Source organism: Xanthomonas sp. F4 (assembly GCF_011761895.1).
The window spans coordinates 845,514-864,590 of record NZ_JAASQX010000001.1 but is presented as its reverse complement, the minus strand read 5'-3'; the positions used below and the strand labels follow the sequence as shown (position 1 = coordinate 864,590).

16 protein-coding genes and 1 tRNA gene are annotated in these 19,077 nt (G+C 67.6%); 4 read left to right on the top strand and 13 right to left on the bottom strand.

The annotated features are described in order from the left end of the window. The first annotated feature begins 96 nt into the window (after positions 1 to 96). Positions 97 to 1,401 carry a jacalin-like lectin gene (locus tag FHR66_RS03965; protein ID WP_160964391.1) on the top strand — a complete coding sequence of 435 codons (1,305 nt, stop codon included), beginning with the start codon at positions 97 to 99 and terminating at the stop codon, positions 1,399 to 1,401. 281 nt (positions 1,402 to 1,682) lie between these two features. On the opposite strand, the gene FHR66_RS03960 is transcribed toward FHR66_RS03965, so the two are convergent. The 5 genes from FHR66_RS03960 to FHR66_RS03940 form a co-directional block, all read right to left on the bottom strand. After that, positions 1,683 to 2,069 (bottom strand): DUF805 domain-containing protein, encoded by a 387-nt coding sequence (locus FHR66_RS03960; RefSeq protein ID WP_160964390.1) that lies wholly within the window; start codon positions 2,067 to 2,069, stop codon positions 1,683 to 1,685. A gap of 84 nt (positions 2,070 to 2,153) precedes the next feature. After that, entirely contained in the window at positions 2,154 to 3,539 is a 1,386-nt protein-coding gene (radA, locus tag FHR66_RS03955) for a DNA repair protein RadA (protein ID WP_160964389.1), read from the bottom strand. Positions 3,540 to 3,862: 323 nt separating this feature from the next. Next, positions 3,863 to 4,399 (bottom strand): P-loop NTPase family protein, encoded by a 537-nt coding sequence (locus FHR66_RS03950; RefSeq protein WP_160964388.1) that lies wholly within the window; start codon positions 4,397 to 4,399, stop codon positions 3,863 to 3,865. 241 nt (positions 4,400 to 4,640) lie between these two features. Further along, entirely contained in the window at positions 4,641 to 6,530 is a 1,890-nt protein-coding gene (locus FHR66_RS03945) for a M61 family metallopeptidase (protein ID WP_160964387.1), read from the bottom strand. A gap of 165 nt (positions 6,531 to 6,695) precedes the next feature. Continuing rightward, entirely contained in the window at positions 6,696 to 7,466 is a 771-nt protein-coding gene (locus FHR66_RS03940; protein WP_160964386.1) for an SDR family NAD(P)-dependent oxidoreductase, read from the bottom strand. Positions 7,467 to 7,601: 135 nt separating this feature from the next. On the opposite strand from FHR66_RS03940, the gene FHR66_RS03935 reads away from it, so the two are divergent. After that, complete coding sequence (locus FHR66_RS03935; protein WP_160964385.1) at positions 7,602 to 8,039, top strand: MarR family winged helix-turn-helix transcriptional regulator; 438 nt, start codon at positions 7,602 to 7,604, stop codon at positions 8,037 to 8,039. Between the two features lie 220 nt (positions 8,040 to 8,259). Here FHR66_RS03935 and cyoD read toward each other — a convergent pair whose 3' ends face one another. The 5 genes from cyoD to FHR66_RS03910 form a co-directional block, all read right to left on the bottom strand. Continuing rightward, positions 8,260 to 8,601 carry a cytochrome o ubiquinol oxidase subunit IV gene (cyoD, locus tag FHR66_RS03930; protein ID WP_019796085.1) on the bottom strand — a complete coding sequence of 114 codons (342 nt, stop codon included), beginning with the start codon at positions 8,599 to 8,601 and terminating at the stop codon, positions 8,260 to 8,262. Then, positions 8,601 to 9,227, bottom strand: a complete 627-nt coding sequence (cyoC, locus tag FHR66_RS03925; RefSeq protein WP_019796086.1) for a cytochrome o ubiquinol oxidase subunit III — start codon at positions 9,225 to 9,227, stop codon at positions 8,601 to 8,603. The genes cyoD and cyoC overlap by 1 nt, the downstream gene beginning before the upstream one ends. A 3-nt stretch (positions 9,228 to 9,230) precedes the next feature. Then, the gene (gene cyoB / locus FHR66_RS03920; RefSeq protein WP_160964384.1) at positions 9,231 to 11,231 is read right to left on the bottom strand and encodes a cytochrome o ubiquinol oxidase subunit I; all 2,001 of its coding nucleotides are present in this window, start codon (positions 11,229 to 11,231) and stop codon (positions 9,231 to 9,233) included. After that, a complete protein-coding gene (gene cyoA / locus FHR66_RS03915) occupies positions 11,231 to 12,172 on the bottom strand; it encodes a ubiquinol oxidase subunit II (protein WP_010341159.1) in 942 nt (313 codons plus the stop codon). The genes cyoB and cyoA overlap by 1 nt, the downstream gene beginning before the upstream one ends. 316 nt (positions 12,173 to 12,488) lie before the next feature. After that, positions 12,489 to 12,564: transfer RNA gene (locus FHR66_RS03910), tRNA-Thr, on the bottom strand. A 119-nt stretch (positions 12,565 to 12,683) separates the two neighbouring features. Here FHR66_RS03910 and FHR66_RS03905 point away from each other — a divergent pair. Together FHR66_RS03905 and FHR66_RS03900 are read left to right on the top strand one after the other, a co-directional pair. Continuing rightward, positions 12,684 to 13,640: a hypothetical protein gene (locus FHR66_RS03905; RefSeq protein WP_160964383.1), complete on the top strand. Its 957-nt coding sequence runs from the start codon at positions 12,684 to 12,686 to the stop codon at positions 13,638 to 13,640. After that, positions 13,637 to 14,344, top strand: a complete 708-nt coding sequence (locus FHR66_RS03900) for a hypothetical protein (RefSeq protein WP_160964382.1) — start codon at positions 13,637 to 13,639, stop codon at positions 14,342 to 14,344. Before FHR66_RS03905 ends, FHR66_RS03900 begins: the two co-directional genes overlap by 4 nt. 278 nt (positions 14,345 to 14,622) lie before the next feature. On the opposite strand, the gene ispH is transcribed toward FHR66_RS03900, so the two are convergent. The 3 genes from ispH to ileS form a co-directional block, all read right to left on the bottom strand. Then, on the bottom strand, positions 14,623 to 15,573 hold the full coding sequence (gene ispH, locus FHR66_RS03895) for a 4-hydroxy-3-methylbut-2-enyl diphosphate reductase (RefSeq protein WP_150409294.1): 951 nt from the start codon (positions 15,571 to 15,573) through the stop codon (positions 14,623 to 14,625). Between the two features lie 56 nt (positions 15,574 to 15,629). Continuing rightward, positions 15,630 to 16,133 carry a signal peptidase II gene (gene lspA / locus FHR66_RS03890; protein ID WP_160964381.1) on the bottom strand — a complete coding sequence of 168 codons (504 nt, stop codon included), beginning with the start codon at positions 16,131 to 16,133 and terminating at the stop codon, positions 15,630 to 15,632. Positions 16,134 to 16,239: 106 nt separating this feature from the next. Then, on the bottom strand, positions 16,240 to 19,071 hold the full coding sequence (gene ileS / locus FHR66_RS03885) for an isoleucine--tRNA ligase (protein ID WP_160964380.1): 2,832 nt from the start codon (positions 19,069 to 19,071) through the stop codon (positions 16,240 to 16,242). Positions 19,072 to 19,077 lie beyond the last annotated feature (6 nt).

Below are 19,077 nucleotides of genomic sequence, written 5' to 3'. Positions count from 1 at the left end.
GGCCCCGGCCGGTCGCGCGGCGGCATCGGTGCCTTCCGGCACCGCCCCTGGCGCTCGCGCCACCCGCTGTTCCTCCCAACCCGCAAGAGGCGATTCATGATCCAGCATCTACGCACCCTCGTGAGCTACGGCATCGGATTGAGCCTGGCCTGCGCCGGCGTGGTCCACGCGCAATCGGACGTCGGCGTGCTCGACGTGCTCACCTACAACGTCGCCGGCCTGCCGCAGGGCATTTCCAGCAGCAACCCGGCCGCCAACACCGCCCAGATCGCACCGAAGCTGGCGCCCTACGGCCTGATCAACGTGCAGGAAGATTTCAACTACCACGCCACGTTGTACGCCGGCGACAAGCACCCCTACCGCACGCCCACCAGCGGCGGCGCGGCGATCGGCGACGGCCTCAACACGCTGAGCAACTATCCCTTCGACGACTTCACCCGCGTCAAGTGGGACAAGTGCAACGGCACCGACTGCCTGACTCCCAAGGGCTTCAGCTACATGCGGGTGCGCCTGGACGACGGCGTGCTGCTGGACGTGTACAACGCCCATCCCAACGCCGGCACCGAGAGCGGCGACCTGGCCGCGCGGCGCGCCAACATCAGCCAGCTCTCGCAGTTCATCCAGACCTGGTCGGCCGGCAACGCGGTGCTGGTGATGATGGACTCCAACACCCGCTACACCCGCGCCGACGACAACATCCGCACGCTGATCGCCGGCAACGGCCTGACCGATACGTGGGTGGAACTGGTCAAGGGCAGCGCGCCGGCCGCCGGCGCCGCGCCGCTGCTGTGCGGCACTCCGCCGACCAATGACTGCGAAGTGGTGGACAAGATCCTGTACCGCGACGCGCCGCAGCTGACCCTGGTCGCCAACCGCTACAAGCTCGACGACGGCCACTTCTACGACAGCGACGGCAAGCCGCTGTCCGACCACTACCCGCTGGCCGCGCAGTTCGGCTGGGCGGTCGGTGCCACCGTGCGCACCAGCGACCAGTACGGCGGCCCGCACGGCACCCCGTTCAACGACATCGCCAAGGGCGCCGAGCAACGCACCATCGCCAGCGTGACCCTGCGTGGCGCCGAGCGCCTGGACGGGATCGCACTTGGCCTGGACAACGGCAGCACCCTGGCCCACGGCGGCAGCGGCGGCGACGCGGTCACGCTGCGCCTGGCTGCCAACGAGCGGCTGACCTCCGCCACGTTGAGCGTGGGCCAGTACAACGGCCACACCCGGCTGTTCTCGCTGAGCCTGCGCACCAACCAGGGCCGCAGCCTGAGCGCCGGCACGCCGACCAGCGAGACCTACACGCTCACCGCGCCCAGCGGCTGGCACATCGCCGGCTTCACCGGCCGCGACGGCGACGAGATCGACAAGCTCGGCGTGGTGTACCGGAAGGACTGACGCATCACGCCGGACGCTCGCGCCTGCGTTCGCGCATAAACGAGAACGGCGCTCGCAAAAGCGAGCGCCGTTTCAGCGACGCGGAGTGTCGGTGCGCTCGACCTGCGGCAAGCATGCCGGCGAACGCCGCTGCGTCGTCGCGCACATCCTCCAATCACGATTCCCCGGATCCGCGTGCCGCGGTTTCAACGCCGAGGCGACCCTCGCCGTAAACGGCGCTGCACGCCACGACATCGGCAGCAGCCGCGTCGCGGACCCGACGCGGCGGATCCAACCGCAGATCAGGCCTGCTTCGGATCCGGACCGTAGGCGTTGGCGCCCTTGACCCCTTCCAGGAACATGAAGACCAGGATCACGAAGCCGCCCACCCAGGGAATCAGACCCAGCAGCACGTACCAGCCGGACTTGCCCTGATCGTGGAACCGGCGCACCTGCACCGCGATCGACGGCACCACCACGGCCAGCGAGTACAGGCCCAGCAGCACCACCGCCACCAGCGACAGCATGCTGGTGCCATTCTGGCCGCCGACGCCGCCACCGATTCCCATCAACACCATCAGCACCGTGATCACGACGATGTTCAACAGCGTGAACATCCAGTACTCCTTGCGCCGCGAACGCCCGGAAAAATCCGCGTAACGCTTGAGCGGCATCAACATCCATTCCATTGTATTTTCCTTTTTTTCGAACCGCTGCCTCACTGCAGCGGGCGGCATGGTGGCATAAACGCCGCCAAGGGGAAACGCTGGCAACTACTCGCTCGCCGCCTCCAACGCTTGCGCCAGGCGCTCCACCGCGATCACCTCCATGCCCTTGACCGTGCCGGTCTTGGGCGCATTGGCCTTGGGCACGATGGCGCGCTTGAAGCCGTGCGTGGCCGCCTCGCGCAGCCGGTCCTCGCCGTTGGGCACCGGGCGGATCTCGCCGGACAGGCCGACCTCGCCGAAGGCGATGGTCTTCTCCGCCAGCGGCCGGTCGCGCAGCGACGACAGCACCGCCAGCAGCACCGGCAGGTCGGCCGCGGTCTCCTGCACACGGATGCCGCCGACCACGTTGACGAACACGTCCTGGTCGCCGACCACGATGCCGCCGTGGCGGTGCAGCACCGCCAGCAGCATCGCCAGCCGGTTCTGCTCCAGTCCCACCGCCACGCGCCGCGGATTGGACAGCGGCGACGCATCAACCAGCGCCTGCACCTCCACCATCAGCGGCCGCGTGCCCTCGCGGGTGACCATCACGCAACTGCCTGGCTGGTGCGCGCTGCCGCCGGAGAGGAAGATCGCCGACGGGTTGGAGACTTCCTTCAGCCCCTTCTCGCCCATCGCGAACACGCCCAGTTCGTTGACCGCGCCGAAGCGGTTCTTGAACGCGCGCAGCAGGCGGAAGCGGCTGCCGCTCTCGCCTTCGAAATACAGCACCGCATCGACCATGTGCTCGAGTACGCGCGGGCCGGCGATGCCGCCTTCCTTGGTGACGTGGCCGACCAGGAACACCGCGGTGCCGGTCTCCTTGGCATAACGCACCAGCCGTGCCGCGCTCTCGCGCACCTGACTCACCGAGCCGGGCGCGGCGGTCAGCGCCTCGGTCCACAGGGTCTGCACCGAGTCAGCGACGATCAGCTTGGGCCGCGCCGCGCTGGCATGCTGCAGGATGTGCTCGATGCCGGTCTCGGCCAGCGCGTTGAGGCCGTCCAGCGGCAGGTCCAGGCGCACCGCGCGCCCGGCGACCTGGCCCAGCGATTCCTCGCCAGTCACGTACAGCACCGGCAGGGTACCGGCCATCTTCGCCAGCGCCTGCAGCAGCAGGGTCGACTTGCCGATGCCCGGATCGCCACCGATCAGGACCACCGCGCCCTCGACCAGGCCGCCACCGAGCACCCGGTCGAACTCGCCGATGCCGGTGGACACGCGCGCCTGGTCGCGATGCTCCACGTCCTTGAGCGCGGTGATCTTCGGCGCCTCGGCCTTGCCGGCCCAGCCGCTGCGCCGCGCCGCGGCCGGCGCCTTGGCCGTGGCCGCGCTCTCCAGCACGATCTCGCTCAGCGTGTTCCAGGCGCCGCATTCGACGCACTGGCCCTGCCACTTGCTGTACTCGGCGCCGCACTCGCCGCAGACATAGGCCGTTTTCGCTTTCGCCATCTGGTGTTGGTCCGCTCAGACAATGCATCAGCATAGTGGCTGGCGGTCTCAAGGTCCGCGACGCGGTGCCTGCGGCGCATCGCACTCGCTCCCCTACCGGGTGAAGCGGTGCCGGGAAAGCATCGCGCACTCGCCAGCGGCGGCGATGCGCGGCGGCGCGCTGCTGCGTTTCGCCCCGACTGGTGGCCCAAGCCGCCGCGCACGGCCGCCGGGAGCCGGGAGCCGGGAGCCGGGAGCCGGAGGCATCGTGTGGGAGGGAAGTCAGGTCCGACGGATGCCGCCCAGGAAGATGTCCTCTTTGCTTGTCGCGACGGGGATGGTCGTCAGCGCGCCTTCAAGGCAACAAGGAGGTGTTGCACCTGATCACGTCGCGTAATGCGCACAAAGCGAATATGCGCGTACTGCGGGTTGTCCAGATCGGCCTCGTAGCGCGCGCGGTTGCTGCGCCAGGTCTTGAGCATCCAGACGATGATAGACTCCCGACTAAGGAATGTGCGGCGAAAACTCTCGCGATTTCCCGTCCCTGGCCACAATTCCTGTTTGTGCCAGGCCCGTTTGAACGCTCTGGCGACAGCCTGGCATAGCGTGCGGGCAAACCCATAGTCCACCCACACCACCAGGTCCACATCGCGCCATTTCACGGGCCGCGTCCGGTCGTAGTTGCCATCCAGCACCCAGTCCGCAGAAGCAGCTAATGCACGCTCCAGTTTTTCCAGGAATGCATCGTCCGGTGTCCCCTGCCAGTCCGCGCGCCAGTAGAGCCTGTCCATTTCGACATAGGGAATCGCAAGCTCCTTGGCGATCCGCCTGGCGAGCGTGCTTTTCCCGCTTGCGCTGGTGCCGACGACATTGATTTTCACCGCCTAAACCTCGTCCTCGCGGAAGAAGATCAGCCACCTCGGCCGCTCCCGCACCGCGCTGTGCTCGCTGTAGGAACGGCTTCGCGTGGCCTGCGCCATCGGTGGAAACCAAGCAGCGAACACAAACCACCCGGCGTCTCAATCGCCCTCCAGCGACGCGCGCCAGCGCGATGACGCCATCGCCGCGCACCGGCACCGCCCGGCGCACCGAAGCACGGGCGGGCGATCGTGCTCGCCGCTCTCAACGCGCCTTGTACAACTCGCTCAGGCGATCCGGCGTGCCGGCGATACGCTCCAGGTGCGGATACTGCAGGCCGCCGTAGTAGGCGATGCGCAAGGTGTCGTAGCGGTCGCCGCGCTTGACCAGCAGCTCGAGCGGAGTGCTGCCGCCCTTGGCCGCGGTGACCGCGTCCTTGAGCGCCTCGGCGCTGTACTCGCGGCCGCCGACCGCGACCACGCGGTTGCCGGCGATAAGGCCGGCATTGAACGCCGGGCTGTCCCACAGCACGGCCTGCACCTGGCCCTGTTGGTCCAGGCTCAGGCCCAGCGAATAGCTCAGGTCCAGGCTCTTGCTACGCGACTCGGACGTCTTGCTGGCCGCGTTCGGCTGATCGGTATAGACCAGCCTCCAGCCGCTGGCCTCGATCCCGCCGACCAGCGAACCATGCGCGTCGAGGCGGCTGCGCAGCAGGGTCGCCCAGTCGTACTTGGCGATCCCATTGAGCGTGGCGACGATGTCGTCGAAGGTGTAGGGGTTCACGTCCCAGGCGCCGTCGTGCATGCCGAAGAACGCCTTGGCGAAATCGTCCAGCGAGCGCTTGCCGCCGCTGAGCTCGCGCAGCTTGGCGTTGACCTCCAGCCACAGCATCTGCCCGCCGGAGTAGTAGTCCTCGCTCAGTTGGTAGCTGCGGTAGGCGCGCGGCCGGCGCATCGACATGGTCGGGTCGTTGGTGGTGTCCTGCAGCGCGCGCCAGGCCAGGCCGGGACGGCCGCGCTGGTAGACCGCGGCGACGTTGGCCAGCATGTCGCGGGCCTGATCCTGCGTCCACAGCCCCGCGCGCGCGGCGATCACCTCGCCCCAGAACTGGGTCTGACCCTCATACAGCCACAGCAGGCTGTCGCCCATCGGCACGTTGAAGTTGGGCGTGGCCAGGTCGGCGCCGCGGCGGTACTTGCCGTTCCAGGAGTGGTTGAACTCGTGCGCGAGCAGGTCGCGCATCTCCCAGCTCTTGTCCCACTCGGTGAAGTAGTCGAGCGGCCCGCTGTTCTCGCTGGAGCGGTGGTGCTCCAGGCCGATGCCGCCGAGCTTGTCGGTCAGCGCCAGCAGGAACTCGTAGTGGTCGAAGTGGCGCGCGCCGTACAGCTTGTCCATCTGCTGCACCAGGGCCACGTGCGCCTTCACCTGCTCGGGCTTGGCCTCCAGCGACTTGGGCTTGTCGGCGAACACGTTCAGCGCCACCGGCGCCTTGTCCTTGCTGTCCAGCACGATGCGCTTGTAGTACTTGCCGGCGAACATCGGCGAATCGACCAGGTCGTCGAAATCGATCGGCTTGAACGTCACCGTGTCGCCGGTCCGCCCGGCGGTCTCCAGAGCGGTGGCGTAGCTCCAGCCGGCCGGCAGGGTCACGCTGGCCTGCGCCTTGATGTTGCGCGCGTACACCCCGGCCGGATACAGCGCGGTGGTGTTCCACTGCAGGTTGAGCATCTCCGGGGTCATCATCACCCGGCCCTGGCCGTCGCCCTGCGAGGACAGGAACTGGTACTCGGCGACGATCTCGCTGACGCCGGCGGGCACGTCGATCTTGAACGCATAGACGTCGTACTGGTCGCGCGTCCACGGCAGCACCTTGCCGTTGGCCTTGATCACCAGCCCGGCCACCTTGTCGATCGGGCCGGTCGGGGAATGGTTGCCGGGGATCCACTGCGGATACAGCAGGGTCATCGGCCCCGGCGTGGCCGGAATGGTGCTGCGCACGCGGAAAATGCGGTGCGCCAGATCGGTGGCGTCGACATCGATCTTCAACGTGCCGGCGAACGGCACGTCGCGCGGCGGTGCGGTCTGCGCCGAGGCCTGGAACGCGACAGTGGCGGCCAGCAGCAACGGCGCCATCCAGGCGGTGGACTTGTTCATGGGATCTCCAGGCAGGAACGGCGGCGAACAGGCAAACCCCCATGCTATGCCTGCGGCGCCGCGACGTGCCATGCCATAGGTCATGCCCGCGGCACAGCGCGACGCACGGAAGCTGCGTGCGCGAGGCAGGCCTGAAGGCCTGGTCGCAACGGCGCATGCCACGCCTCAATACGTGCGCACCGGAAAACGCCCGGAAAAACCGTCGAACAAGGCGCGGTCGACGGCCAGACGCTGCCGAAGCTCCGCCGAGTCGGTCATCCCGAAGCCGAGTTCATCGGCCTGCCCTGCCTCGAGCCCGGCGAAGATCGCGTCGCAGAACACCTCCAGGTCCGCGCCATGCGCCACGCCCGTGCCCGCCAGGCCGGTGCGGACGGCGGGCGGGATGATTTCCACGACGCGAACCGGCGTCGCCGACAGCGCGAACCTGAGGTTGGCGGTGTAGCTACGGATCGCGGCCTTGCAGGCGCTGTAGACCGGCGCGAATGGTTGCGGGATCAAGGCACCGCCGGACGATACATTGGCGATAAGGCAGGGCTCTCTCTGCTTGAGCAACAGCGGGATCAGCAGATGATTCAGATGCACGACGGCAGAAAACAGGATCTCTATTTCGCGCTGGCGCTCCACCCAAGGCGCCTGGTCGTCGGCGAGCGACACCCGTCTTTGGATACCTGCGTTGTTGACCACCACGCGCAACCCCGGGCACTGCGCCTGCAGATACTGCGCGAGTCGCTCGCGCTCCTCGGCCACCCCGATGTCGTTGACCAGCGTGTGCAGGCCGGGCGCCGCCGACGCGGCACGTTCGAGCTTGCCTGAGTCGCGACCGGTGACCAGCACCCGGCTGCCTGCCGCCAGGAAGCGCCGGGCAAGGCCGAAGCCGATGCCATCGCTTCCACCAGTGATCACCACATCCACGCCTTCGAACGTCGTTGCTGTCATCGCGGTCGCCTTCGGAAGATCGGGACTGAGTCGCGGGCTCGTAAAGCGCCGCAACCGTCAGATCCTGGTTGTCATGTCAACCAAAAGTACGCCCGCGTGGTTGCTACGTCAACCGCATCCGCCTAAGGTGCCGCGATGAACCAAGCACGCCTTTCCACCCGCGAACTAGCGATCTGGCACGCCTTCAAGCAGATGGGCCAGGCGGTGATGGCGGCGGTCGAAAAGGAGCTGACCGACCACACGGGCCTGACCGGCAGCGACTTCGGCGTGCTGTCGCGACTGATGGATTTGGGCAAGGGCGAACTGCGCCAACAGGCGCTCGCCGATTCCATGGGATGGCACAAGAGTCGGCTATCGCACCAGCTCACGCGCATGCAGGCACGCGGCCTCGTTCGCCGCAGCGACGCCGAACCGCGCGTGGTGACCGTCGCCATCACCGCCTTGGGCCAGGAGAAGATCGCCGCGGCGCGGCCGATCCATGCGGCCGCGGTCAGAACCTGGCTGCTGGATCGCCTCAGCGCCGAGGAGGCGGACGTGCTGCTGCAGCTTTCCGGCAGGCTCGGCCGGAGCTGACAACGGTCACGCGCCGCAGTGCGCTTCCGCGAGTCGCACTGCGAGCGGCGTTGGAGCGCACGCGTGGTGCGCCGATCAGGGTGCGGCAAGACGCTGGGACGAGCGCGCCGCTTTCGCGTCCACCGGCCGCCTGCCCATCCAGAAAGGCCGCACCCGCCTATGCCCCGCAACGCAAAAGGCCGCCCGGAGGCGGCCTTCGCGACGCAACTGCGGTGCGCGCTCAGTGCATCATGTTGACGTTGAGATTGTGCATGACCCACAGCGAGCCGACCACCACGATGCCGATGATCAGCAGCGAGAACAGGCCCACGTGCACGTTGGAGCGCTGTTCGGCCGAACGGTCCATGTGCAGGAAGTAGATCAGGTGCACCAGCATCTGCACCGCGGCCAGCACCGCGATGACGATGACGGTGACGCCGCGCGGGAACGCCCCGCTCATCACCATGCCGAACGGGATCACGGTCAGGATCACCGCCAGCACGAAGCCGACCAGGTAGGACTTCAGGCCGCCGCCATGGCCGTGCTCGGCGTGCGCGTCGGAGGAAGAGTGGTGGTTGGCCATTACAGCGCTCCCAGCAGGTAGACGATGGTGAACACGCCGATCCAGATCACGTCCAGGAAGTGCCAGAACAGGCTCAGGCACGCCAGGCGGGTCATATTGCGCGGGGTCAGGCCGTTCTTGGCGATCTGGATCACCAGCACGGTCATCCACAGCAGGCCCGAGGCCACGTGCAGACCGTGGGTGCCGACCAGGGTGAAGAAGGCCGACAGGAACGCGCTACGGCCGGGGCCGGCGCCCTCTTCGATCAGGTGGTGGAACTCGTAGATTTCCATGCCCAGGAAGCCCAGGCCCAGCGCCGCGGTGACCGCCAGCCAGCCGTACAGGCCGCCCATGCTGCGCTTGTTCGCCGAGATCATCGCCAGGCCGAAGCCCAGGCTGCTGAACAGCAGCAGGAAGGTTTCCACCAGCACGAACTTCAGGTCGAACAGTTCCTTGGCGGTCGGGCCGTCCACCGTCGCGCCGGCCAGCACCGCATAGGTGGCGAACAGGCCGGCGAAGATGAGGCAGTCGCTCATCAGGTAGACCCAGAACCCGAAGACGGTGTTGCCGCCCGCGTCGTGATGTTCGTGGTCGTGGTCGTGGCCGCCCGCGTGGGCGGCGTGGGGATCGAGCGTCGTGGAAGCCATGGTTCAGACCGCCTTTGCGGCGTTGGCCGCGTGTTGCTGTTCCAGCAGGGCGAAACGCGCGTTCTCGATGCGTTCCACTTCCTCCGCCGGGACCCAGTAATCGATGTCGTCATCGAAGGTGCGCGCGATGAAGCTGCCGATCATACCGACCAGGCCGATCACCGCCATCCACCAGATGTGCCAGGTCAGACCGAAGCCCATGACGATGCTGAAGGCGCCGATCCAGAAACCCGCCGCCGTGTTGCGCGGCATGTGGATCGGTTCGTACTTGGCCGGACGCGGCCAGCCCTTGCCCTTGAGCTTGTCTTCCCAGAACTGGTCGCGGTCGTCGATGTGCGGCAGCACCGCGAAGTTGTAGAACGGCGGCGGCGAGGAGGTCGCCCACTCCAGGGTCCGGCCGTCCCACGGGTCGCCGGTCAGGTCCAGGTTCTCCTTGCGCTTCCAGATGCTGTAGCCGATCTGCACCAAGTTCAGGAAGATGCCGATGCCGATGATCGCCGCACCCGCCGCGGCCACCATCAGCCACGGCGCCCACTCCGGGTGGTTGTAGCTGTTCATGCGCCGGGTCATGCCCATGAAGCCGAGCACGTACAGCGGCATGAAGGCGACGAAGAAGCCGATGATCCAGCACCAGAACGAAGCCTTGCCCAGCTTTTCGTTGAGCTTGAAGCCGAAGGCCTTCGGGAACCAGTAGGTCAGGCCGGCCAGGTAGCCGAACACCACGCCGCCGATGATCACGTTATGGAAGTGCGCGATCAGGAACAGGCTGTTGTGCAGCACGAAGTCCACCGCCGGGATCGCCAGCATCACGCCGGTCATGCCACCGATGGTGAAGGTGATCATGAAGCCGATGGTCCACAGCACCGGTGCGGTCATGTGCACGCGGCCGCGGAACATGGTGAACAGCCAGTTGAAGATCTTCACGCCGGTGGGGATCGAGATGATCATCGTCGTGATGCCGAAGAAGGCATTGACGTTGGCGCCCGAGCCCATGGTGAAGAAGTGGTGCAGCCACACGATGAACGACAGCACGCCGATGCACGAGGTCGCGTACACCATCGAGGTGTAGCCGAACAGGCGCTTGCGGCTGAAGGTGGCGATCAGCTCGGAGAAGATGCCGAACGCCGGCAGGATCAGGATGTAGACCTCCGGGTGGCCCCAGATCCAGATCAGGTTGACGTACATCATGGCGTTGCCGCCACCGTCATTGGTGAAGAAGTGCGTGCCCAGGTAGCGGTCCGCACCCAGCAGCGCCAGCGCGACGGTCAGGATCGGGAACGCGGCGATGATCAGGATGTTGGTGATCAGCGCGGTCCAGGTGAAGATCGGCATGCGCATCAGGGTCATGCCCGGCGCGCGCATGCGCATGATCGTCACGAAGAAGTTGATGCCGGTGAGCAATGTGCCCAGGCCCGAGATCTGCAACGCCCAGATGTAGTAGTCGACACCGACGCCTGGACTGTATTCCAGCCCGGACAGCGGCGGGTAGGCCAGCCAGCCGGTCTGCGCGAACTCGCCCACGCCCAGGGAGATGTTGACCAGCGCCGCGCCGGCCACGAACAGCCAGAAGCTCAGCGAGTTCAGGAACGGGAACGCCACGTCGCGCGCGCCGATCTGCAGCGGCACGATCAGGTTCAACAGGCCGGTCATGAACGGCATGGCCATGAAGAAGATCATGATCACGCCGTGCGCGGTGAAGATCTGATCGTAGTGGTGCGGCGGGAAGATGCCCTCGTTACCGCCGTGCGCGATCGCCTGCTGGGTGCGCATCATCGCCGCGTCGGCGAAGCCGCGCAGCAGCATGACCAGCGCCACCACGATGTACATGACGCCGATGCGCTTGTGGTCGACCGAGGTGAACCACTCCTTCCAGAGATAGCCCCACAGCTTGTACTTGGTGACGGCCGCCACCACCAGCAGGCCGAGCAGGCCGGCGCCGCCGAGCGCCGCCATGATGATCGGCTCGTGGTACGGAACCGCCTCGAGCGTGAGTTTGCCTAGCATCACTTGTCTCCAGAAGTGCACATGGCGACCGGCTCAGCAGCCGATGCCGGATGAGCGTCGTGGCCTTCCATCTTGTGGCCCTTGCCCATCATGTATTTGTCGATCAACGACTTGAACAAACCGTCCTGCACCGAGGCGTAGTAGGTCACCGGGTAGGCGGCCTTGTCGTTGCGGTTGGCCGCCAGCACCTGGAACTCGGCCTGGTCCAGGGTCTTCTGCGACGCCTTGACCTTGGCCACCCACGCGTCGAAGCCGGCGCGGTCGGTGGCATGCGCGGCGAAGCCCATCTTCGAGAAGCCGTGGCCGCTGTAGTTCGCCGACAGGCCGAACATCTCGCCCGGCTCGTTGGCGATCAGGTGCAGCTTGGTCTCCATGCCGGCCATCGCGTAGATCTGCGTGCCCAGGTGCGGGATGAAGAACGAGTTCATCACCGTGTCGGAGGTGATCTTGAAGTTCAGCGGCGTATCGACCGGGAACGCGATCTCGTTGACCGTGGCGATGCCCTGCTCCGGGTAGATGAACATCCACTTCCAGTCCAGCGCCACCGCCTCGATGGTGATCGGCTTGACCTTGGAATCCAGCGGCTTGTACGGATCCAGCGCATGCGAGGAGCGCCAGGTCAGCACCGCCAGGACCAGGATGATCATGCACGGGATCGACCACACCACCACCTCGATCGCGGTGGAGTGCGACCAGTTCGGCTCGTAGCGGGCCTTGGTGTTGGACGCGCGGTAGCGCCAGGCGAAGGCCAGGGTCATCACGATGACCGGGATCACCACCAGCAGCATCAGCACCACCGAGGTGATCAGCAGCGTCTTCTCGTCGTGGCCGATCTGACCCTTGGGGTTGAGGATGGCCGAGTTGCAACCGGCCAGCAGCAGCGCGGCCAGCAGCAACAGACCGGAGCGCAGCGAGCGCCGGAGTTGTTTCAACGGAATCATCGAACGATCCAATTGCGTAGGGGATGCGAACCGCGCGGGAGCGGGAAACGGGGCGCCGTAGAAGGGGCTGTCCCGCATCCGCCGCGGCATCCAGGCCGGCATGCGCGATCAACGACGCATTTTATGCTGCCGTGCCGCAACTCCGGAAGTCATTGACAAGCCCAGGCGGGCGCCAGGCCGCGTTTTTATGTGCGACACATTGCCGCACCCGGCTGCGACACGACGTCGCAGGCGGTCGCGCGCACGGACCTGCGTCGCAGAAACAGCCATCGCAGAAACCAGGAAGGCAGCCTCGCGGCTGCCTTCTGGGTGCAACTGGTGCCGGAAACAGGAGTCGAACCTGCGACCTACGCATTACGAATGCGCCGCTCTACCGACTGAGCTATTCCGGCGGAACTGGCAATTCTAGGCGTCGGCCCGGGCCGGGGTCAATCGCTGCCCGGGCCTTCGCGCGAGCGCAGCGACCGATGGGTTACCCTCCCGCCCCCGTCGTACGCATCCACCACTCATCGTGAAGTTGTTCGCCTGGTTCTGGCTCGCATTTCTGCTGTTCTTCGCCATCCCCTTCCCCTGCATCCTCTACTTCGCCAGCGACTGGCCACGCGTGCTGGCCCAGCCCAGTTCGCCCGCGTGGGCGCTGACCCTGCTGGCGCTGTCGCTGAGCCTGTGGCTGCACCTGCTCTACGCCTACCTGGACACGCTGCTGCTACTGCCCGGACGTGCACTGCAACGCGTGCGCCACATCCTCACCCACGGCGTGCGCCGCGAGGCGCTGATCGAACGCGCCGCACCGACGGGCGTCGAGGTCAAGGGATGGCCGCAGCTGTCGCTGACCCTGGCCTTCGACAACCTGTCCGGCACCCCCATCCAAGACACCCAGGTGATCGTGGACCGCAAGCCGGCACAACGCCGCTTCGAGACCGGGCGGACGGTGCCGCTGCGGCTGAGCACGACGCCGGGCGCCACTCCGAACCTCGTACTGGAGGACGCCGAGCCGGCCCTGGACCGCGCCAGCCTGTGGCGACGCGCGGCCGGTGCCGTGCTGCTGGTGGCCCTGGTCGGCGCGGCCTACGTCGTGGCCTGGCGCCTGCAGAACCGCGGGCTGGGCTGGACCTTCCTGTCCTTCAACCATCCGCTGCTGATGAGTGCGCTGGTGCTCAACGGCTACGTGCTGGCGCTGCGCGTGATCCTGCGCGTGATCCGCAGCAACGCCACCGACGAGACCCTGAAGTACCGCGGCCTGCGCGCCCGTGCGCGGGTGCTGGACGTGCGCCAGACCGGCACCACCCTCAACGAGCAGCCACAGGTGGAGTTCCGCGTGGCGTTCGAGGACGCGTCGGGCAACAAGCACGAGGCGACGCTGCGGCGGTTCGTGTCGCTGATCGACGTCGGACAGCTGCCGCGCAACACCGTGTCGGTGCTGTACGACCCGCAACACCCCGCCCGCGCCGACCTGGAGCTGCCATGAAGACGCCGTCCACCCCAGTGGTCCTCGCCGGCGTGGTGCTGCTGCTCGGCGGCATTGCCTTCGCCGGCGGCGCCTGGGACACCATCCGCGCCACCCTGCAGGCGGGACCGCGCCTGCAGGCGACCGCCATGCAGACCACCTCGAAGCCACAGTCGCTCGCGGTGACCCCGGCCGCCCCTGCCGATGCGCCCCCCGAACCGGAGCCGCCGCCGGCACCGCGCGGCAACCTGCTGTTCGATCCGGAGCGGCTACGCGCGGCGCGGCAGGCGCTGGCGGACCTGCCCGAGCTGCAGGGCCGCGACCTGCGCGTGTTCCATGCGGTGCATTTCTACGACAACCGCATCGGGCTCGAGCTGCTGGACCCCACGCAGCCGAGCCACGTGGACGAATACAGCTTCGACAACGAGCGCTGGCACAAGGAAGAACCGGTCAATCCCGGCATGTTCGGACCGTTCCTCAAGCCGGCCACCGACAACGCCGCCCTGCAGGACATCGATTTCGAGGGTGCGTATCGGGTGGCCACCGCCCTGAAGGAACAAGGCGAGGCGCTGCAGGCCAAGCCGGAGAAAGTGGATCACGTCTACGTGCTGATCGGCCGGCGCGGGCGCCTGCGCTGGATGCCGGATGGCGTGCAAGGCGATCGCGTCACCATGGGCATCCTCTTCGATGCGCAGGGGCGGCCGCACGGCATGCAGCGCCAGTGAGCCGCGGCGGCTGCGGCGCAGCCAAGCGCTGGGCGCAGCATGTGCGATACCGGCATCGCCGCCAGGATGCCTTGGGCCCACGTGTCGAGGCGGCTTCAGGGCACCCCAGCACGCTGTGGTTGCTGCGCATTGCACTGTCGTAAGAGCGGCTTCAGCCGCGACAGGCTTTACCGGAAATGCCCGTCGCGGCTGAAGCCGCGCTTACGATCACAACGAAGCCCCAGCAAACCATTGCAAGAACGCGTAACTAGACGCGCCCGCTAGACTAGACGCGCCCGCTAATCGACCAGACGCAGCCGCAGTTCCTTGGGCAGGGCGAACACCATCGATTCCGGTTCGCCGGCCAGTTCGGACACGCCGTCGGCGCCGAGTTCGCGCAGCCGCGCGATCACCCCGTCCACCAGCACCTGCGGCGCCGAGGCGCCGGCGGTCAGGCCGACGCGGCGCTTGCCGGCGATCCAGGCCGGATCGATCTCGTCGGCACCGTCGATCAGGTAGGACTCCACCCCGTCGCGCCGCGCCAGCTCGCTGAGTCGGTTGGAATTGGAGCTGTTCGGCGAGCCGACCACCAGCACCAGGTCGCACTCCCTGGCCAGGTCGCGCACCGCGTCCTGGCGGTTCTGGGTGGCGTAGCAGATGTCGTCGTTCTTCGGCCCCTGCATCGCCGGGTAGCGCGCGCGCAGCGCCTCGATGATGCCGCGGGTGTCGTCCACCGACAGCGTGGTCTGGGTGGTGTAGGCCAGGTTCTCCGGCTGCTGCACGTCCAGCGTGGCGACCTGCTCGATGTCCTCGACCAGATAGATGCGGCCGGTGCCGCATTCGCGGTCCCACTGCCCCATCGTGCCTTCCACCTCCGGATGGCCGGCATGGCCGATCAGCACCACGTCGCGGCCGGCGCGGCAGTGCCGTGCCACCTCGAAATGCACCTTGGTGACCAGCGGGCAGGTCGCGTCGAACACCTTCAACCCGCGCCGCTCGGCTTCCTGGCGCACCGCCTGGGCCACGCCGTGGGCGCTGAAGATCACCGTGTTGCCGTCGGGCACCTCGTCCAGTTCCTCGACGAAGATCGCGCCGCGCTGCTTGAGGTCGTCGACCACGAAGCGGTTGTGCACCACCTCGTGGCGCACGTAGATCGGCGCGCCCAGGGTTTCGATGGCCCGTTTGACGATTTCGATCGCGCGGTCGACGCCGGCGCAGAAGCCGCGGGGGTTGGCGAGCAGGACATCCATAGCTAGATCCGCCGGCCGCAGGGGGCCAGGCGCTTCGACAGGGAGAGTGGCACCGATTATCCCGCTTTTCGCTTCGCCTTGCCGTCGAACACGCCGAACAGGGCGATGCCGATGGCGCCGGCGACGATCGCCGAGTCGGCGATGTTGAACGAGGGCCAGTAGTGCTCGCCCACGTACCACTGGATGAAATCGACCACGTGGCCGTGCATCAACCGGTCGATCACGTTGCCGATCGCCCCGCCGATCACCAGCGCGTACGGCAGCGCGCTGCGCCACTCGCCGCGCGGAGTGCGCGCCAGCCACCAGGCCAGCAGGGCGCTGATGCCCACCGCCAGCGCGGTGAAGAACCAGAGCTGCCAGCCGCCGGCCTGGCTCAGGAAACTGAACGCCGCACCGGTGTTGTAGGTCCGATACCAGTTCCAGAAGCCGGGAATCACCGGCACCGCGGTGAACTCGGGCAGGCTGGACAGCACCCAGGCCTTGCTCCACTGGTCCAGGCCGATCACCACGGCCGACAGCAGCAGCCAGATCAGGGCAGAGGGGTTGGGTCGTGCGGTCATGCGGCAAGTCCGCCTTGGGCGAATGAGGAAAGGAAGGACGGCCGGCGCCGCAACGGCGCCGCCGCTGACCCCGGCAGCGCGCAAGACGCGTGGCCGGGGACGGGACTCAGAACCAGTGGCGCTCCTCGCCCGGCCCTTCGATGTTGCTGACGCAGCGGCCGCACAGTTCCGGGTGCGCCGGGTCGGCGCCGACGTCGGCGCGGTAGTGCCAGCAGCGCACGCACTTGGGCTTTTCGGTGGCCTGGGCGCTGACGAAGATCTCGTCGGTGGTGGCCTCGCGTACCACCACGTCGCCGCTGATGAACAGGAAGCGCAGTTCCTCCTGCAGCGGCTGCAGCTTCGCCGCGGTGGCGGCGTCGGCGGCGACGGTGATCTCCGCCTCCAGCGCCGCGCCGATCACGCCGTTGCCGCGCATCGGCTCCAGCACCTTGGCCACCTGCTCGCGCAGCGCCAGCAGCTGCTCGAAGTCGGCCGCGCTCAGCGCCGCGTCCTCCGGCAATGGCGCAAGGCCTTCGTACCAGGTCGCGAACAGCACATTGCCCAGGTGCGCGCCCGGCAGGTAGCCCCACAGCTCATCGGCGGTGAAGCTCAGGATCGGCGCGATCCAGCGCACGAAGGCCTCGGCCACATGGAACATCGCGGTCTGCGCCGAACGCCGGCCGAGCGAGTCCTCGGCCATCGTGTACAGCCGGTCCTTGGTCACGTCCAGGTACAGCGAGCCCAGGTCCACGCTGCAGAAGTTCAGCAGCGCCTGCACGATGGCGGCGAAGTCGTAGCGCGCGTAGGCCGCCTTGATCTGCTCCTGCACCTCGTTGGCGCGGTGCACGATCCAGCGGTCCAGCGCCACCAGTTCCGGCAGCGGCCGCAGGTGCACGGCGGGATTGAAGCCATGCAGGTTGCCGAGCAGGAAGCGCGCGGTGTTGCGCAGGCGCCGGTAGGCATCGGCGTTGCGCTTGAGGATCTCCTGCGACAGCGACATCTCGTTGCTGTAGTCGGCCGAGGCGATCCACAGGCGCAGGATGTCCGCGCCCAGGGTCTTCATGATGTCCTGCGGCTCGATGCCGTTGCCCAGCGACTTGGACATCTTGCGGCCATGCTCGTCCACGGTGAAGCCGTGGGTCAGGCACTGCCGGTACGGCGCCGCGTGGTCCAGCGCCACGCCGGTCAGCAGCGAGGACTGGAACCAGCCGCGGTGCTGGTCGGACCCTTCCAGATACAGGTCGGCCGGCTTGGGCAGGCCGCGCTCGGTCAGCACCGCCTCGTGGGTGACGCCGGAGTCGAACCAGACGTCGAGGATGTCGGTGATCTTGTCGTAGTCGGCGGCCTCCTCGCCCAGCAGGTCGGCGGCGTCGAGCGTGTACCACACGTCCACCCCGCCCTCCTCGACCCGGTCGGCGACCTGGCGCATCAGTTCGGTGCTGCGCGGATGCGGCTCGCCGGTCTCGCGATGCACGAACAGCGCGATCGGCACGCCCCAGGTGCGCTGGCGCGAGATCGTCCAGTCCGGGCGCCCGGCGACCATGCCGGCGATGCGCGCCTGGCCCCAGGTCGGGTACCAGTGCACGCCCTCGATCGCCTTGAGCGCGTCGGCGCGCAGGTTGGCCTGCTCCATCGAGATGAACCACTGCGGCGTGGCGCGGAACGCGATCGGGGTCTTGTGCCGCCAGCAATGCGGATAGCTGTGGACCATGCTGGCGCGCGCCAGCAGCAGCCCGCGCGCGGCCAGCAGGTCGGCGATGACGTCGCTGGCCTTCCAGATGTGCAGCCCGGCCAGTTCCGTCCCATCGGCCGCGGGGGTCGACGGGAGGTACACGCCGCGTGCGTCCACCGGGTTGATCTGCGCGGCGCCGTAGCGCTCCAGCAGCCCGTATGGCTTGACCGCCGCGTAGTCCTCCTGGCCGTGACCGGGCGCGGTGTGCACCGCGCCGGTACCGTCGGTGTCGGACACGTGGGTACCGAGGATCACCGGCACATCGCGCTCGTCGTAGAACGGATGCGCCAGCACCTGGTGCTCCAGCGCCGCGCCGGCGACGCGGCCGTGCACCACCACCTCATCCACCCCGTAGCGCTGCAGCGCGCGCTCGGCCAGCGCATCGGCCAGCACCAGCCAGCGGCGGCGACCGTCGCGGGCCGGGCCTTCGACCAGCGCATAGACCAGCTCCGGCCCCAGCGACACCGCCAGCGAGGCCGGCAGCGTCCACGGCGTGGTGGTCCAGATCGGCACCGCGACCTCGGCGCCTTCCGGCAGGGTCGCGCCGAACGCGGCGGCCAGCGCCGCGCCGTCGCGGGCCGGATAGGCCACGTCCACCGTCGGCGACTGCTTGTCGGCGTACTCGATCTCGGCCTCGGCCAGCGCCGAGCCGCAGTCGAAGCACCAGTGCACCGGCTTCACGCCGCGGGTCAGGTGGCCGTTCTCGACGATCCGGGCCAGCGCGCGGATCTCGTTGGCCTCGAAATGGAAGTCCAGCGTGCGGTAGGGGTTGTCCCAGTCGCCGATCACGCCCAGGCGCTTGAAGTCGCGGCGCTGCAGGTCGATCTGCTCGTTGGCGTATTCGCGGCACTTCTGCCGGAACTCCACCGCATCCAGCTTGACCCCGACCTTGCCGAACTTCTTCTCGATCGCAATCTCGATCGGCAGGCCGTGGCAGTCCCAGCCCGGGATGTACGGCGCATCGAAGCCGGACAGGTACTTGGACTTGACGATGATGTCCTTGAGGATCTTGTTGACCGCATGCCCGAGGTGGATCGCGCCGTTGGCGTACGGCGGGCCGTCGTGCAGCACGAACAGCGGCCGGCCCTGGGCGTTGTCGCGCAGCCGCGTGTACAGGCCCTCGCTCTCCCAGCGCGCCAGGATGTCCGGCTCGCGCTTGGGCAGGTCGCCGCGCATCGGGAACTCGGTCGCCGGCAGGTGGAGGGTGGCTTTGTAGTCCTGGGTCACGGGCAG